Source organism: Amycolatopsis sp. La24, assembly GCF_029087445.1.
Classification (GTDB): Bacteria; Actinomycetota; Actinomycetes; order Mycobacteriales; family Pseudonocardiaceae; genus Amycolatopsis; species Amycolatopsis nivea.
The window spans coordinates 1-15,433 of the sequence record NZ_JARACH010000059.1 but is presented as its reverse complement, the minus strand read 5'-3'; the positions used below and the strand labels follow the sequence as shown (position 1 = coordinate 15,433).

The 15,433-nt window shown below is 71.2% G+C and carries 14 protein-coding genes; 6 read left to right on the top strand and 8 right to left on the bottom strand.

The window, feature by feature from the left end:
• The first annotated feature begins 134 nt into the window (after positions 1–134).
• Positions 135–1,046, top strand: coding sequence for a PAC2 family protein (locus PUT80_RS36545; RefSeq protein WP_037806497.1), 912 nt, complete (start codon positions 135–137; stop codon positions 1,044–1,046).
• Between the two features lie 308 nt (positions 1,047–1,354).
• On the top strand, positions 1,355–1,624 hold the full coding sequence (locus PUT80_RS36540; RefSeq protein WP_134734502.1) for a hypothetical protein: 270 nt from the start codon (positions 1,355–1,357) through the stop codon (positions 1,622–1,624).
• Positions 1,625–1,669: 45 nt separating this feature from the next.
• Here PUT80_RS36540 and PUT80_RS36535 read toward each other — a convergent pair whose 3' ends face one another.
• The 4 genes from PUT80_RS36535 to PUT80_RS36520 all read right to left on the bottom strand — a co-directional run bounded on the left by PUT80_RS36535 (position 1,670) and on the right by PUT80_RS36520 (position 4,953).
• Positions 1,670–2,500, bottom strand: coding sequence for a metallophosphoesterase (locus PUT80_RS36535; RefSeq protein WP_275294851.1), 831 nt, complete (start codon positions 2,498–2,500; stop codon positions 1,670–1,672).
• Complete coding sequence (locus PUT80_RS36530) at positions 2,464–3,720, bottom strand: MFS transporter (protein ID WP_037806500.1); 1,257 nt, start codon at positions 3,718–3,720, stop codon at positions 2,464–2,466. The genes PUT80_RS36535 and PUT80_RS36530 overlap by 37 nt, the downstream gene beginning before the upstream one ends.
• Positions 3,717–4,301, bottom strand: a complete 585-nt coding sequence (locus PUT80_RS36525; protein ID WP_275294850.1) for a helix-turn-helix domain-containing protein — start codon at positions 4,299–4,301, stop codon at positions 3,717–3,719. The genes PUT80_RS36530 and PUT80_RS36525 overlap by 4 nt, the downstream gene beginning before the upstream one ends.
• A gap of 82 nt (positions 4,302–4,383) precedes the next feature.
• The gene (locus tag PUT80_RS36520) at positions 4,384–4,953 is read right to left on the bottom strand and encodes a dienelactone hydrolase family protein (RefSeq protein ID WP_275294849.1); all 570 of its coding nucleotides are present in this window, start codon (positions 4,951–4,953) and stop codon (positions 4,384–4,386) included.
• 66 nt (positions 4,954–5,019) lie between these two features.
• Between PUT80_RS36520 and PUT80_RS36515 the strand changes: the two genes are divergently transcribed.
• Positions 5,020–5,577, top strand: coding sequence for a winged helix-turn-helix domain-containing protein (locus PUT80_RS36515; protein ID WP_275294848.1), 558 nt, complete (start codon positions 5,020–5,022; stop codon positions 5,575–5,577).
• Positions 5,578–5,769: 192 nt separating this feature from the next.
• Positions 5,770–7,395, top strand: a complete 1,626-nt coding sequence (locus PUT80_RS36510; protein ID WP_275294847.1) for an ABC-F family ATP-binding cassette domain-containing protein — start codon at positions 5,770–5,772, stop codon at positions 7,393–7,395.
• A gap of 70 nt (positions 7,396–7,465) precedes the next feature.
• Here the strand turns inward: PUT80_RS36510 and mshC are convergent, their stop codons facing one another.
• Together mshC and PUT80_RS36500 are read right to left on the bottom strand one after the other, a co-directional pair.
• Positions 7,466–8,704: a cysteine--1-D-myo-inosityl 2-amino-2-deoxy-alpha-D-glucopyranoside ligase gene (gene mshC / locus PUT80_RS36505; protein WP_037806506.1), complete on the bottom strand. Its 1,239-nt coding sequence runs from the start codon at positions 8,702–8,704 to the stop codon at positions 7,466–7,468.
• An 80-nt stretch (positions 8,705–8,784) separates the two neighbouring features.
• Positions 8,785–9,549, bottom strand: a complete 765-nt coding sequence (locus PUT80_RS36500) for a MerR family transcriptional regulator (protein WP_037806508.1) — start codon at positions 9,547–9,549, stop codon at positions 8,785–8,787.
• A 118-nt stretch (positions 9,550–9,667) separates the two neighbouring features.
• On the opposite strand from PUT80_RS36500, the gene PUT80_RS36495 reads away from it, so the two are divergent.
• Positions 9,668–10,981: a cytochrome P450 gene (locus PUT80_RS36495; protein ID WP_134734508.1), complete on the top strand. Its 1,314-nt coding sequence runs from the start codon at positions 9,668–9,670 to the stop codon at positions 10,979–10,981.
• Positions 10,982–11,041: 60 nt separating this feature from the next.
• Here PUT80_RS36495 and PUT80_RS36490 read toward each other — a convergent pair whose 3' ends face one another.
• The gene (locus tag PUT80_RS36490; RefSeq protein WP_275294846.1) at positions 11,042–13,000 is read right to left on the bottom strand and encodes a VWA domain-containing protein; all 1,959 of its coding nucleotides are present in this window, start codon (positions 12,998–13,000) and stop codon (positions 11,042–11,044) included.
• Positions 13,000–14,397 (bottom strand): ATP-binding protein, encoded by a 1,398-nt coding sequence (locus PUT80_RS36485; protein WP_134668444.1) that lies wholly within the window; start codon positions 14,395–14,397, stop codon positions 13,000–13,002. The genes PUT80_RS36490 and PUT80_RS36485 overlap by 1 nt, the downstream gene beginning before the upstream one ends.
• A gap of 100 nt (positions 14,398–14,497) precedes the next feature.
• On the opposite strand from PUT80_RS36485, the gene PUT80_RS36480 reads away from it, so the two are divergent.
• Positions 14,498–15,295 carry a hypothetical protein gene (locus tag PUT80_RS36480; RefSeq protein WP_037806511.1) on the top strand — a complete coding sequence of 266 codons (798 nt, stop codon included), beginning with the start codon at positions 14,498–14,500 and terminating at the stop codon, positions 15,293–15,295.
• The last annotated feature ends 138 nt before the right edge of the window (positions 15,296–15,433 follow it).

Genomic DNA, 15,433 nt, shown 5'->3' with positions numbered 1-15,433 from the left:
TGCGGCGCCCCGGCGGGGCGCGCTCCCCTCCAGCGTCCCACGCGGGCCGCCGTGAGCGGGGCCACACCCGTTCCGTGACACGCGGGGCCGGACACACTGCGCAGCGTAGGTGGCCGAGGCCGTAGGCTGGTCAGGTGAGTGAGCCTGTCGACGACACCCCGCGGCCCGGCGACCCGGAGCAGGACCGCGCCGATGCCCCGCGCCCGATCATGATCCTGGCCTTCGAGGGCTGGAACGACGCGGGCGACGCGGCCAGCCAGGCGATCGAACACCTCCAGCTTTCCTGGGACGCGACGCCGCTGGCCGAGATCGAGCCAGACGACTACTACGATTTCCAGGTCAGCCGCCCCACGGTGAAGATGGTCGACGGCATCACCCGGCGGGTCGAATGGCCGACCACCCGGTTGTCGGTGTGCCGTCCCGAGGGCTTCGACCGCGACCTGGTGCTGGTGCAGGGCCCGGAGCCGAACATGCGCTGGCGCAAGTTCTGCGCGGAGATCGTCGAGCACGTCCAGGAACTGGACGTGTCGATGGTGGTCGCGCTCGGCGCCCTGCTGGCCGACACGGCGCACACCCGCCCGGTCCCGGTCACCGGGTCGGCCTACGACAAGGACACCGCGAGCAAGTACCGGCTCGAGGTGAACAACTACCAGGGCCCGACCGGGATCGTCGGGATCCTCCAGGACTACTGCGTGCAGGCGGGCATCCCGGCGGTGTCGATCTGGGCCGCGGTCCCGCACTACGTCTCGCACCCGCCGTCGCCGAAGGCCACGCTGGCGCTGCTGCACAAGCTGGAGGACGTCCTCGACGTCGAGATCCCGCTGGGCGCGCTGCCGGAGCAGGCCGAGGAATGGCAGCAGACGGTCAGCGAGATGGCCGACGAGGACGAGGAAATCAGCGAGTACGTGCGCAGCCTCGAGGAACGCGGCGACGCCGAGACCGACTTCACCATGGAGGAGGTCTCGGGGGACAAGATCGCCGCCGAGTTCGAGCGCTACCTGCGGCGGCGCCGTCCCGGACAGGACGGCGGGTTCGGCCTCCGCTGACCCCCATGCCAGCGACTTAAGTACGTGAGGGGAACCCTGAGGGAATCCGATTCCCTCAGGGTTCCCCTCACGTACCTCGAAAGCCGCCCCCGCCCAGACGACCCCGTCTCGGGACCGGGTGTCCTTCGCGCACCGCCGAGGGAACGCACCGTGATTGCCGAACTACGGAAAGTCATCCGCGCCGCTCGCCCGACTGACGGTGCCTGCGCCGCCGGCTGATCGCGCCGCGCTGCTCTGGTGCCGCGGCGAGCCCGTCTCGTTGACTGGCCTGGCGCGAGCGACGTCGCGCGGACCAGGAGGTACGGGAAATGTTCGGCAAGGCACTAGCGGCGGCGGTGCTCGCGGCGGGCGCGATCACCGCGTCGGCGGCGACAGCGTCGGCGGCACCGGTTTCGCCGGTGAAGGCGGATGATTTCGGCGCCTGCATGGACTACGCGGTGGGCGAATACGACGTGGAGCCCTGGCTCGCGCACGACGCGTGCGACGCCGCCACGTTCGAGGACTGCTACTGGGTCCTGCGCCGCGCCTACGTTCCGGCGCAGGTCGCGGCGACGGCCTGCCGGCTCTCGTTCGACTGATCCGCCGAAGGGTGCGACCGGGCTGCGCGGGCAGGCCGGTCGCGCTCAGGCGCTCAGCAGTTTCCGCACCGGAACCGCGCCGCGCTCCCGTTTCCGCCACTCGCGCGGATAGCCGAGCGAGACTTCCTCGAACCGCACGCCGTCCGCGGACGTCGTGCGCGGGATGTGCAAGTGCCCGTAGACGGCCAGCTCGGCCCGGTAGCGCAGGTGCCAGTCCTCGGTCTGCGTGGTGCCGCACCAGAGCGCGAAATCGGGGTAGTACAACGGATTCGTCGGGTGCCGGTGCAGCGGCCAGTGCGACATGAGGATCGTGCGGCGGTCGGCTGGGATCGCGTCCAGCCGGTCGCGGCTCACCTTCAGGCGCTGCTCGCACCAGGCCGCGCGCGACTCGTACGGGTCCGGATGCAGGTAGTACTCGTCAGTGCACACGACGCCGATTTCGCGGGCGTGCGCGAGCGCTTCTTCGCGGGTCTTGCCCTCGGTCGCCGGGGTGCGCCAGCTGTAGTCGTAGAACACGAACAGCGGCGCGATGGTCAGCGGTTCCGGGCCGAAGTCCCACACCGGGAACTCGTCCTCGGGCGTGTGGACGTCGATCTCGCGGCACTGCTCCACGAGGAATTCGTAGCGAGCCTGGCCGCGCAGCTGGCACGCGTCGTTCGGGGTGGTCCACAGCTCGTGGTTGCCCGGGACCCACACGACCTTCGCGAACCGCTCGCGCAGCCTGGCGAGCGTCTCGCGGATGACCTTGGCGGACTCGGCGACGTCGCCTGCGACGAGCAGCCAGTCGCCGGGATCGTCGGGCACGACCTCGTCGACGATCGGGCCGTTGCCCTCGTGGGTCACGTGGAGGTCGCTGGTGGCGAAGAGAGACGGCACTCGTCCACCGTAACGACTTTCCGCGCCCGGGAGCGCCGGAACCGCCCATTCCCCCACCCCAGAACGACCAGCCCGGCACTCACGTGGAGGCCTGCCTGCACGTTCAGCAGCACTGTCGGCCCGGTCACCGCGACGAGCGCGCCGGCCAGCAGAGAACCGGCCGCCGTGCCCGCCGCCATCAGCGCGTACACCGTGCTCAGCACCCGTCCCGCGCGATCCGGGCCGGTCTCCGCCTGCACGTGCGACAGCAGCCCGGCCCCGGCCACCACGGCGGGCGCGCCGACCGCCATGAACAGACCGACGTACACCCCGAGGACCGTGGTCGCGCCCGGCAGATTCCAGATCGCCGCCGACATCAGCCCGGCGGCGACCAGCCCCCAGCCCTGCAGCAGCACCGGCGCGACCCGGCGCGCGAGCGTCGCCACCGCGAACCCGGCGGCCAGTCCGCCGATCGCCTGCACGCCGCGCAACAGCCCGGCGTCGGCCTCGCTGCCGCGCAGGATGTCGAGCACGAACACCACGAACAACACCAGGAACATGCCCTGCGCGAGCGACGTCAGCAGCGCCGACACGCTCGTCGCGCGAAGCCGCTTTCCCGCCAGATCGCGGACGCCCGCGAGCCAATCCGTCTGCTCGGGCGCGGTCTTGCGCACCGCCACCCGGCGGAAGGGGAACGCGAGCAGCATCCCCGCGGCCGCGAGCGCGACGAGGTAGCCGATGATCACGCGCTCGAGCCCGCCCCAGCCCAGCAGCGCTCCCCCGGCCCAGCCGCCCGCGAGCCGCGCGACGCTGCCGTTCACGCTCATCAGCCCGTTCGCCGGGGTGACGTCCTCGACACCGACCAGCTCCGGCACCAGCGCACTGCGCGCCGGTTCGAACACCGACGCCAGCCCCGCCTGCGCCGCCATCACCGCGTAGACCGCCGCGACCGGCAGCTCGGAACTCGCCAGCAGCGGCAGCACCACGACGGCCTGCCCGACGCACACCGTCGCCAGCACGACCCGGCGGTCCCACCGGTCGGCGACGATCCCCGCGACCGGGCTCAGCAGCACCGCGGGCAGCAGGCCGAGCACGATGCTCAACGCCGTCGTCACCGCGGACCCGGTGCGGACGAACAGGTACACCGGCAGCGCGACCTGCAGCATCCACTCGGCGGTCTCGCCGAAGAACGCGGAGACCCAGAGCCGGGCGAATCCCGGTGCCGCCAGCAGCCGTCTCACGCCGGTTTCCCGTCGTGCCCGATCCGGCGGAAGGCACGCATCCCGAGGAAGACCGCACGGGCGTCGGCGGGCGCGTCCTCGCGGATCGTGCTGACGTACGGCCGGACCAGGTCGTCGATCGCCTTCGTCAGCGCGCTGACTTCCTCGGGCGTCGCTTTCAGGCCGTACGAGAAGAAGCCGCCCGCCTCGCGCCAGTCCTCATCAAGCCGCTCGACCGTGTCGAGGTACCGCTGGGTCAGCTCCTGTTCCTCGGCCAGCTCGGTGCCCGCGACCGCCAGCTGCGCCGCTTCCAGTGCCGGATCGCTGCCCGGGCTGCCGAGCACCAGCCCGACCTGGCAGGCGCGCCACGGCCGCTCCCGCCCGTCGCCGCCCTCGGCCCGCTCGACCAGGCCGTGTTCAGCCAGTTTGCGCAGATGCCAGCTGCAGTTCGACGCCGTCGAGCCGACCGCGTCCGCGCACTCGCTGGCGGTCGACGGGCCGACCGCCATCAGGTGGTGCACGAGCGCGGACCGCAGCGGGTGTGCGAGGGCCCGCAGCAGCTCGACGTCGTCGATCCGCTTGCGCGGGGGCAGTTCGGTCATCGGCCCGCCTAACTCTGAAGGGTTTCTTTCGAAACGATTCTTTCAGAGTTGCAGGCGGCTGCCCCCGCGTCAAGCCGCCCGGCTAGAGCAAGGCGAGGAACGAGCGCACGCGCTCCAGGAGCAGACCGGCCGCCTCGGGGTCGTAGGCGGCCAGCGAGGAGTCGGCGAAAAGGTGCTGGTCGCCGGGGTAGACGAACAACTCCGCGTTCTCGGCGGAGCTGACGAGCTCGCGGGCGGACGGCAGGTCCTCCTCGAAGAACTCGTCGTTCTCCTTGCCGTGGATCTGCACCGGAACCCCCTCCGGCCACGCCGTCCCGAACTCCTTGACCGGCAGGCAGGAGTCGAAGAACAGCGCGCCGCGCGCTCCCGGCCGGGTCTGCGCGAGGCGCTGCGCGACGGTGACGCCGAAGGAGAACCCGGCGTACACGAGGTCCTGCCCGAGGGCCTCCGCCTCGGCGATCCCGCGTTCCCGCACCTGCTCGAAGCCGGTCTCCCGGGCGAAGGCGAAGCCGTCTTCGATGCTGGCGAACGTCCGGCCCCCGAACAGATCGGGAGTGTGGACGGTGTGCCCGTCCCGGCGCAGTTCGTCGGCGAAACCGCGCACGCCGTCGGTCAAGCCCTGGATGTGGTGGTACAGCACGATTTCGGCCATGCCGGAAATCCCCTCAGTGAACGAACCAGTTATGTGGAACGTTCGGCAACGCTAGTCTGTTCAGCCATGGCGAACAACCCGCCCGACTACGCACTCGCCGATCGGCTGGCGTTGACCGAACCCGCGCAGGTCAAGGCGCTCGGACACCCGTTGCGCACCTCGATCCTGCAGTTGCTGCACGAGCGGGCCGCGACCGTGAGCGAGCTCGCGGCGGCGGTGCGCCGCCCCAAGAGCACGGTCGCGCACCACGTGCACGTGCTCGAGGTCAACGGCCTGCTCAAGGTCGTTCGGACGCGCCGGGTCCGCGCCGTCGAGGAACGGTTCTACGGCCGCACCGCGCGCATGTTCTTCGTCGAACCCGGACCGGCCATGGGGAAAGCTAGGGATTTCAACGACTTCGAGGTGGCGGCCCGCGAATCCGCCGAGGCGTTCGAGGCGGGAAAGCTGTGGGGCTTCATCCGGCAGGCACGCATCTCCCCGGACCAGGCCTCGCAGTTCTGGGACAGGATGGCCGAGCTCGTCGAAGAGTTCGACCGGCTGCCCCGGTCCGGGGACACCACCTACGGCTTCGCGGTCGGCATCTACCCCACCGGCCATCCGGCCTTGCCGCCGCGAGAATCCTGACCAGCGAGAACCGATCGCCCGAAAAACCGGTTGCGCTCCCCCGCCGTCCCCGCGTTAAGCTCCCGCCCATCATGGACAGCTGAGCCGAGCCCTCCCCGCATCGAGGCCGCTCCCGGTCGAGCCCCGCTCCCGGGAAGCCGCGCGTTGCCCGTCGGGGATTTCGCTTCCACCGCAAAGGCCCGGTGATCGCTCATGTCTACTGTCCTGCACGCCTCCGACCTCGTTTTCGGCTACGGCGCCCGCACCGTCCTCAACGGCGTTTCGCTCGTCGCGTCGCCCGGGAGGCGGATCGGTCTCGTCGGCGAAAACGGCGTCGGGAAATCAACCTTGCTCCGGCTGCTGGCCGGGCTTGAAGTCCCCCGCGGCGGCGACGTCGTGCGGCACGGCGACCTCGGCTTCCTCTTCCAGGAGCTGCCGTTCGACGGCACCGCACGGGTTTCCGACGTCCTCGACGAGGCGCTCGCCGAGATCCGCACCGCCGCGGCGACGCTCGACAAGCTCGCCGCCGTCCTCGCCGAGCGCCCCGACGACCCGGAGGTGCTCAGCGAGTACGGCCACGTCCTGGAATGGGCGCAGGCCCACGACCTGTGGGACGCGGACCGGCGCGCGGACCTCGTCCTCGCCGGGCTCGGGCTCGGCGACATCAGGCACGACCGGCGGCTGCACACGCTGTCCGGCGGCCAGCGGTCGCGGCTCGGGCTGGCCGCGCTGCTGGTGCGGCGGCCGCGCATCCTGCTGCTCGACGAACCGACCAACCACCTCGACGACAACGCCATGGAATTCCTCGAGCGCCATCTCGCGGAGCTGACCGGCGTCGTCGTGCTGTCCTCGCACGACCGCGTGTTCCTCGACGCGGTCTGCACGGACATCGTGGACCTGGACCCGGTTCCGGCGGACCGCCGCGTCGGCGGCGCGACGCGCTACGGCGGCAGCTACACCGACTACCTCGGCCAGAAAAAGGCCGAACGGGCCCGCTGGGAACAGCGGTTCACCGAAGAACAGGAGGAACTCAAGCAACTGCGGGAATCCGTGCACGGCACCGCGCGCCGCGTCGCGCACAACCGGGCGCCGCGGGACAACGCGAAGATGCTCTACGACTTCAAGACCGGTCGCGTGCAGAAGCAGATTTCCCGCCGGGTCCGCAATGCCCAGCTGAAACTCGACACCCTGGAGCGCGAGCAGGTCCGCAAACCGCCCGCGCCGCTGCGGTTCCGGGCCACGCTCACCGCGGACACCGGCGGCGAAGGGCCGGCGGTGTCGGTGCGCGGCATCGCGGTTCCGGGCCGGGTGCAGCTGGACGAGCTGGACGTGGACCGCAGCGCGCGGCTTCTCGTGACCGGCGGCAACGGGGCGGGCAAATCCACGCTGCTGTCGGTGCTGGCCGGCCAGCTCACGCCGTCGGCCGGGACTGTCCACTTCGGACCCGGCGTGCGAGTGGGGCTGCTGGAGCAGGACGTCACGTTCGCCCGGCCGAAGCGGACTGCGCAGGAGGTGTACCGCGCCGCGGCCGGCGAAGCGGCGCCCTCGCTGTCCACGCTCGGGTTGCTGCCGCCGAGGGAACACGACCGGTCGGTCGGCGAGCTTTCGGTGGGTCAGCGGCGTCGGCTGGCATTGGCGGTGCTGCTCGCGGAGCCGCCGGACGTGCTGTTGCTGGACGAGCCGACCAACCACCTGTCGCTCAGCCTGGCCGAGGAACTGTCCGAAGCGCTCGACAGCGCGCCGGGCGCGGTCGTCCTGGCTTCGCATGACCGGTGGTTGCGCCGCCGCTGGGCGGGCGACCACCTGGCGCTGGCGGACGGCCAACGCCAGGATGTATAGGTCGTTATACAGTTAAAACGGCGGGCAGTGGCCGGAAGCGTGTTCCGGACACTGCCCGGTCCCGAAAAGCTCAGAGCACGATGCCCAGCAACGCGTCCACGGCCTCCTTGATCAGGCCCGGGGCGGCCTGGTCGGTGCCGTCGCGGCGCAGCGCCGACGTGACCCACGCGTCGATCGCTGTGAGGGCCTTCGGCGTGTTCAGGTCGTCGGAGAGGTGGTCGCGCAGCCGCGCCACGGTGTCCTCCGCGTCGGGTCCGGCCGGCAGCGCGACGGCTTCGCGCCAGCGGGCCAGCCGTTCCTGCGCGTCGACCAGCAGCTGGTCGGTCCACGCCCGGTCCTCGCGGTAGTGCCCGGCGAACAGCGCGAGCCGGATCGCCGCCGGGTCGACGCCGTCGGCGCGCAGCCGCGACACGAAGACCAGGTTGCCGCGGGACTTCGACATCTTCTCGCCGTCGAGCCCGATCATCCCGGCGTGCACGTAGTGCCGGGCGAACGGGTGGTCGGCGGCGACGGCCTCGGCGTGCGCGGCGCTGTACTCGTGGTGCGGGAAGATCAGGTCGGACCCGCCGCCCTGCACGTCGAAACCGAGCCCGAGGCGGTTCACCGCGATCGCGCTGCATTCGATGTGCCAGCCCGGCCGTCCGGCGCCCAGCTCCGACTCCCACGACGGCTCGCCCTCGCGCGCGACGCGCCACAGCAGCGCGTCCAGCGGGTGCCGCTTGCCGGGACGGTCCGGGTCGCCGCCGCGCTCGGCGAAGAACTTCGCCATGGTCTCGGCGTCGTAGTTCGACTCGTAGCCGAAGCGGCCGGTCGCGTTGTGGTCGAAGTAGACGTCCGGGAACTCGGCGTCGTCCGCGCGGTAGGCGCTGCCGTCGGCGAGCAGCTTCGCGATGACCTCGACGATCTCCGGGATCGCCTCGACCGCGCCGACGAACTGGCGCGGCGGCAGCACCCGCAGGGCCTCCATGTCCTCGCGGAACAGCGCCGTTTCGCGCATGCCGAGCACGATCCAGTCGTCCGAATCGCGTTCCGCGCGCTCGAGCAGCGGCTCGTCGATGTCGGTGACGTTCTGGACGTAGTGCACCTCGTGCCCGTTGTCCCGCCACACCCGGTTGACCAGGTCGAACGCGAGATAGGTGGCGGCGTGGCCGAGGTGGGTGGCGTCGTAGGGGGTGATGCCGCAGACGTACATCCGGGCGGCGGCTCCGGGTGCCGTCGGGCGGACCTGCCCGGTCGCGGTGTCGTGAAGCCGGAGAGGACGGGGCGTGCCGGGCAGCCGGGGCACGGCGACGGATGACCAAGTCTGCATGCCTCCGACTGTAAGCGTGACGTCCGTCCGCTTTCCCACCCGGTGGGAGGGACAGCCGCGTGTCCCTCCCACCGGTACGGTCAGGCTCGCTGCCGGACGGCGTTCGCCCGGACGGCGTCGCGCACGTACGCCCCGATGCCGGGCCGCTGCTCGTCCTCGCGGACCAGGAAGGCCAGCTGCGCGGGCTCGTCCGCGTACAGGTCCGCGATCTTCTGCTGCATCTCGTACCCGCACTCCCCCATCACCGCGGACAGCATCGCCCGGTGCTCTTCGGCAAGCTGCCCGGCCGCCGGGCTGTCCGCGGGCTCGCCCTTGTCGACCAGCGCGACCAGGCGGCTCACCCAGTCCTTCCGCTGCCGCTCCGCCTCAGTCCACTGCTCCTTGGTCTCCGGCAGCTGCGACTGCTGCCACTCGGGGCAGCTCCCCCAGCGCCGGACGGCCTCCTCCGAGTAGCCGTCCGGCACCTGGAACCCGCCGAACACTTCGAACTTCTCCTCGGGCGTCAACGCGTTGCCCATGGCTCTCGCCTCCAGCAATCGATCGACGGCCGCGACCATGCGCTCGATCCGGTCCGCCTGCGCCACCAGCAGCTCCCGCTGCCGTTTCAGGTGGGCGTCGGCGTCGGTTCCCGGATCCGCGAGCACGGACGCGATCGTCTCCAGGGGAAGGCCGAGCTCCCGGTAGAGCAGGATCCGCTGCAGCCGGTCGAGATCGGCCTCGTCGTAGCGCCGGTAGCCGGACGTCGTCCGACCGCTCGGCGACAGCAGCCCGATCTCGTCGTAGTGGTGCAGCGTGCGCACGGTGACGCCGGCCAGCGCCGCCGCCTCGCCCACCCGGTAGCCCATCGCTCTCCCCTGTCGTTTCTTCGGCCGAATGGCCCTTGCGAGAACCACGATCACGCCTCACGTCGCGTGAGGGTCAAGTCTGGTGGACACCGCGCTCCGGCGCGAGTACGAACGAAGCATGGCTCTGCGCACGCCGATCCGCGCCCGTTCCGCCCTCCCGCCCGGTCCCCGGCTGCCGATGGCGGTGCAAACCCTCCTTTTCGGCGCTTTCCGCAACTCCCTGCTGCCGCTGCTGCGACGGCGCTACGGAGACGTCGTGCGGCTGAAGTTGTATCCGGAGCGTTCGGTGGTGCTGGTCGGCGACCTCGACCTGGTCCGCGAGATCTTCGCCGGTCCGGTCGAGACGTTCCACGCCGGCGAGGGCAACATGGTGCTCAAACCCATGCTGGGCGGGCATTCGGTGCTGCTCACCGACGAGGAGGAGCACCGCAGGGCGCGGAAGCTGCTGATGCCCGCGTTCAACGGCGCGGCGATGCGCGGGTACCGGGACATGGTCACCGAGCTGACGGTCGCGGAGCTGGAACGGTGGCCGCAGGGCCGGGCGTTCCGGGTGCACGACCGGATGCGGGCGCTGACGCTGGAAGTGATCCTGCGGGTCGTTTTCGGCGTGACCGACGGGCCGCGGCTGGCGGAGTTGCGCGTGGCGCTGGAGCAGGTCATCGACATCAGCGCGCTGGATCTCTTCGGGTGGCACAGCCCGGCGTTGCAGAAGTTCGGGCCGTGGCGGCGGAACCGGGAGCGGCAGGAACGGGTCGACGAACTGCTGTACGCGGAGATCGCCGAGCGGCGAGCCGCGCCGGATCTGGCGGAGCGGACCGATGTGCTGTCCCGGCTGCTGACCGTGCCCGGGGAGGATCAGCTCAGCGACCTCGAACTGCGCGACCAGCTGATCACGTTGCTGCTGGCCGGGCACGAAACCACGGCGACCGCGCTGGCCTGGGCGCTGCACGAGCTGGCCCGGGATCCGGTCACCGCCGCGACCACCGCGCGCGCCGCGCGCGAGGGCGACGAGAAGTACCTGGAAGCGGTGGCGAAGGAGGCGATGCGGCTGCGGCCGATCATCTCCGAGGTTTCGCGGAAGCTCACGAAGGACGTCCAGGTCGGGCCCTACACGGTTCCGGCCGGGCACATGGTGCTGCCGTCGATTTCGATGATCCACGCGGACGCGGCGCACCATCCGTCGCCCGAGGTGTTCGACCCGACGCGCTTCCTCGGCAGCGGCCCGCCCGCAGGCAGCTGGTTCCCCTTCGGCGGCGGCGCGCGGCGCTGCCTCGGGGCGGGTTTTTCGCTGCTGGAGGCGACGATCGTGCTGCGGGAGCTGTTCGCGCGGTACCGGGTCAGCGCGCCCAGCCCGCGGCCGGAGCGGGTCAAAACCCGGCACATCACCCTCGTACCCGGCGACGGCGCGCGGATCATGGTGCACCGCCGCTGAAGCCCGTGAAGGACTCCTCCAGGGAATCTGATTCCCTCGATGAGCCCTTCACGGAACGGGTCAGCGGCGACGCGTGCGGAGGTAGTCGCCCACTACCGCCGCGCCGAGGCCGTCCAGGTCGGGGTCTACGACCCGGCCGCCGGAGCGGCGGGCGATCGTGTCCACGAACGCTTCCAGGCGCGGGTCGTCGCCCAGCCGGAAGACGGTGACCGACGCACCCAGTTTGGCGATCCGGTCCACTTCGGACAGTGTCTTGTAGATGGTCGCCGGTTCGGGCGGGTAGGAGAATTCCGCCTCCCCATCGGGTTCCAGGTGCGCGGTGGGTTCTCCGTCGGTGACCATGAGGACCACCGGCTGCGCATCCGGGTGCCGACGCAGGTGCCGTCCGGCCAGCAGAAGAGCGTGGTGGGCGTTGGTGCCTTGCTCCCAGGTGCCTTCCAGCCCGACCAGTTCCGGCAGCTCCACGGGCATCGCGTAGCGGCCGAAGGTGATCAGCTGCAGGGCGTCGTTGCGGAATCTGGTGCTGATCAGCTGGTGCAGCGCCAGCGCGGTGCGTTTCATCGGCAGCCAGCGGCCCTCCTGGACCATCGACCACGACGTGTCGACCAGCAGCGCGACCGCGGCTCGCGAGCGGTGTTCGGTCTCGATCACTTCGACGTCCTCGACATCGAGGCGAACACTCCCCGCCCCGACCGCGGTGGAGCGCAGCACCGCGTTGCGCACGGTGCGCGGGACATCCCAGGGTTGCATGTCACCGAATCGCCAGGGACGGCTCGAACCGGTCGGTTCGCCTGCCGCGCCCGCGGATTCGGTCTCGCGCTCCCCGGTTTTGCCGCGCAGCGAATTGACCACATCGGACAGTGCGGTCTCGCCCAATCGGCGCAGTGCCTTGGGAGACAATCGCAAGGTGCCGTCCGCGGCGCGCTCGAACAGGCCCTGCTGACGCAGTTCTCGCTCCAATTCGGACAGTCGGCGCGCGTCGACGCCCGCGTCCGGGCCGAGTTGGCGCTCCAGCGCTTCCAGGTCGATGTCCTCCAGGCGCGCGCCGGGATACGACTGGCCCAGTTGCTCGGCGAGAGCGTCCAGCTCCGCCAGGTCGGCCATGGCCTGCGCGCCTTCGCCGAGCCCCAGCGGGTCCTGGCCGCGGAAGCGCGAGGACGACGTCCAGTCCTCCCCCGGCCGCAGCGCGCGCAGCTGGGAGTCCAAAGCGGACAGTTGCTGCGCGAGCCGCGGATCGCCGAAGGCTTGTTGTGCCAGCTCGGCCAGTTCCGCCCGCTGCTCCTCGGACATCGAGTTCAGCATGCGTTGCGCGGCGGCGGAGCGGGCGGCCAGGACGTCGATCAGCTCGTCGACGTTCTGCGGGTTCTCCGGGAAGAACTCGCCGTGCCGCCGCATGAACTCGTCGAAGCGTTCGCCGATGTCGCTCGCGCCCTGTGCGTGCGCGGACAGCAGCGCGTTGAGGTCGCCGAGCATCTGGTTGATCCGCTCGACGTCCTGCGGGCCGGCGTTCTGCATGGCCTGCTTCATGCCCTGGAACCGCGCGTCCAGCATCTCGCGGCCGAGGAGGTCGCGGATCTGCTCGTACTTCTGCCGGGCTTCGCCGGAGCGCCAGTCGTACTCGTTCAGCTCGCGCACGGCAGCGGCGGTGCCGGGCGGCAGCGCGTCCAGCTGGGCTTCGCGGAAGCGGGCCTCGTCGTCGGGATCCGGGAACAGTTCCCGGCGCTCGGCTTGGAGCGCGTCCTGCAGCAACTGCTGGACTTCCTGGAGCGTGCCGTCCAGCCGGTGCCGCCGCTGGATCTGCGAACGGCGCTGCCACAGCTGGCGGGTCAGCTCGTCGAGGCCCGCGGTGCGTTCGGTGCCGCGGCGCAGCAATTCCTCCAGCGCAGAACGCGGGGACGAGCCGCCCATGACCTCGCGGCCGATCTCGTCCAGCGCGTCCCGCAGGTCCGCGGGCGGGGCCAGCGGATCCGGCCCGTCGTGCCACGGGCCGTAGGAGTATCCCTCCGGTAAGAGCGGCATTATTCGCCGTACACCGTCGTGCCGTCGTCGGAGTCCTTCGCCAGCCGGCGGGCGAGGAACAGCGACTCCAGGGCCAGTTCGACCGCCGCCGCGATCCGGCCGGCCGGTTCGTCCGCGGACACTCCGGCGCGCTGGGCGACCTCGTGCAGCACCGGCAGTTCCGGCAGCGCGGCAAGGACTTCCGCGCCGGGGACGCGCTCGCCGGTGGCGACCAGGTGGCCGTCCGCCACCGCGTCGGACAGCGGGCGCAGGTCCAGCCCGGCGAACCGTTCGCGGGCGGTTTCCGCGATCGCGCGGCGCATCAGGTGCACGAGGTGCTCGACCTCGCGGCCCTCCTCGCCGGGCTCGAACTCGACCTTGCCGCGCAGCACGGCGGGCACGGCTTCGAGGTCGACCGGCCGCGCGACCGCCGGGTCCTCCCCGGTCACCGCGGCCCGGCGCAGCGCGGCCGCCGCGACGGTTTCGGCCGCCGCCACCGCGAACCGGGCGGACACGCCGGAACGCTGGTCGATCACCGGCGACTCGCGCAGGTTGCGCACGAACCGGGCCAGCACCTCCAGCAGCGGCTCGCCGACCTCCGCGACGAGGTTCGCCTCCTGGCGCACCACGGCGACCTCGGACTCGACGTCCAGCGGGTAGTGCGTGCGGATTTCCGCGCCGAAGCGGTCCTTCAGCGGCGTGATGATCCGGCCGCGGTTGGTGTAGTCCTCGGGGTTGGCGGTGGCGACGAGGAGCACGTCCAGCGGCAGCCGCAGCGTGTAGCCGCGGACCTGGATGTCGCGTTCCTCCATCACGTTCAGCAGCGCGACCTGGATCCGCTCGGCGAGGTCGGGCAGCTCGTTGATCGCGACGATGCCGCGGTGCGCGCGCGGCACGAGTCCGAAGTGGATGGTCTCCGGGTCGCCGAGGCTGCGGCCCTCGGCGACCTTCACGGGGTCGACGTCGCCGATCAGGTCGCCCACGCTCGTGTCCGGCGTGGCCAGCTTTTCGGTGTAGCGCTCGCTGCGGTGCCGCCAGGCCACCGGCAGGTCGTCGCCGAGTTCGGCGGCGCGGCGGATCGAGGCGGGCGTGATCGGGTCGAGCGGGTGCTCGCCCAGTTCGGAGCCCTCGATGACCGGGGTCCACTCGTCGAGGAGGCCGGCCAGGGTGCGCAGCAGGCGGGTCTTGCCCTGGCCGCGCTCGCCGAGCAGGACGACGTCGTGGCCGGCGAGCAGGGCGCGTTCGAGCTGGGGCAGCACAGTGCGGGAGAAGCCGACGATGCCGGGCCAGGCGTCGCGGCCCTCGCGCAGCGCGGCGAGCAGGTTGTCGTGGATCTCGCGCGCGATGGGGCGCGGGGCGTGTCCGGCGGCGCGGAGCTCGCCGGCAGTACGGGGAAGAGCGTCGGGAACAGCGTTCACCCCTTCGACGCTACTGACCGTTCCGGCATCCGTCGATGTGGAGCGGCTCCAGCCGGGCGGGGATCGGCGGAGCCGGGAGGAACCGGTAAAATGAGCGGTCGTGTGCCGACCCAGTGCGACCCTCGCCGTCTGGTCCTCCGCGTGGCTGAACGGGGCCGCGGCGTCCGACGACGTCCTCGACGCCTTGCAGGACTGGGCCGAGGCCCACGACGTGGTCGCGGCCGATCCCGCTGCCGCCGACGCGTTCGATCTTCCGCTCGCTTTCCATCGGGCGGCTACTCCCGTGCAACTGCTGCTAGCGCTGCGGGCGCAGGGGGCGGTGAGTGCGCAGCTGGTGCTGCCGGTGCCCGGGGATGTGCGGGGTCTTGGCGGCGGCGGGCCGTTTGCTGACGCGGCGTTGCGGTGCGGCGAGGCTGTGGTGCTCGGCGGGCTGGCGTTCGGGTTGGTGCCGGAGCCCATCGCTGAGGGGCTGATGCGGTGGACGGTGTATTCGCTTCCCGCGCCGGTCTCGTTGGAGTATCAGCCGTTGCCGGATGCCGAGCATGGGTTGACGGACGCTATCCGGGCCAGTGCCGGGGCGTTGCAGGCGTTGGATGTGGCGAGCGATCGGCCTGGGGTTCGGGCGGAGTTGTCGGCGCATTTGCGGGCTCGGCCTCAGGTCGAGTGGCCTGCCGGGACGCCCGGGCGGGCGTTGCGGGTGTTGCAGCGGGCCGAGGAGATTTCGGCGATTTTGGCTGTGGCGCAGGCGGATGATCCGGGTGGGGCGTTGTCGGCTTCGGCGGTGAATCGGCGGGCTGAGGCGTTGCGGCCGTTGGCTGAGGCTGTTCGGGGGGCGCGGACTGCTTCCGTTAATGAGGCTGTGCGGGTGTTTGCTGAGCAGGGGGATCGGCAGGTTTGACTGCTCGTCGCCTGGCGGCGACATTGCTTGGTGGTTGCATGGGGCACCCCGAAGCTTGATTGTGCTGACGGTCTGAGGGTGCTTGTCAAGGCGGGAAAGATGCCTTGACAAGCACCCTCAGACCGCAGGAGAGCTTCG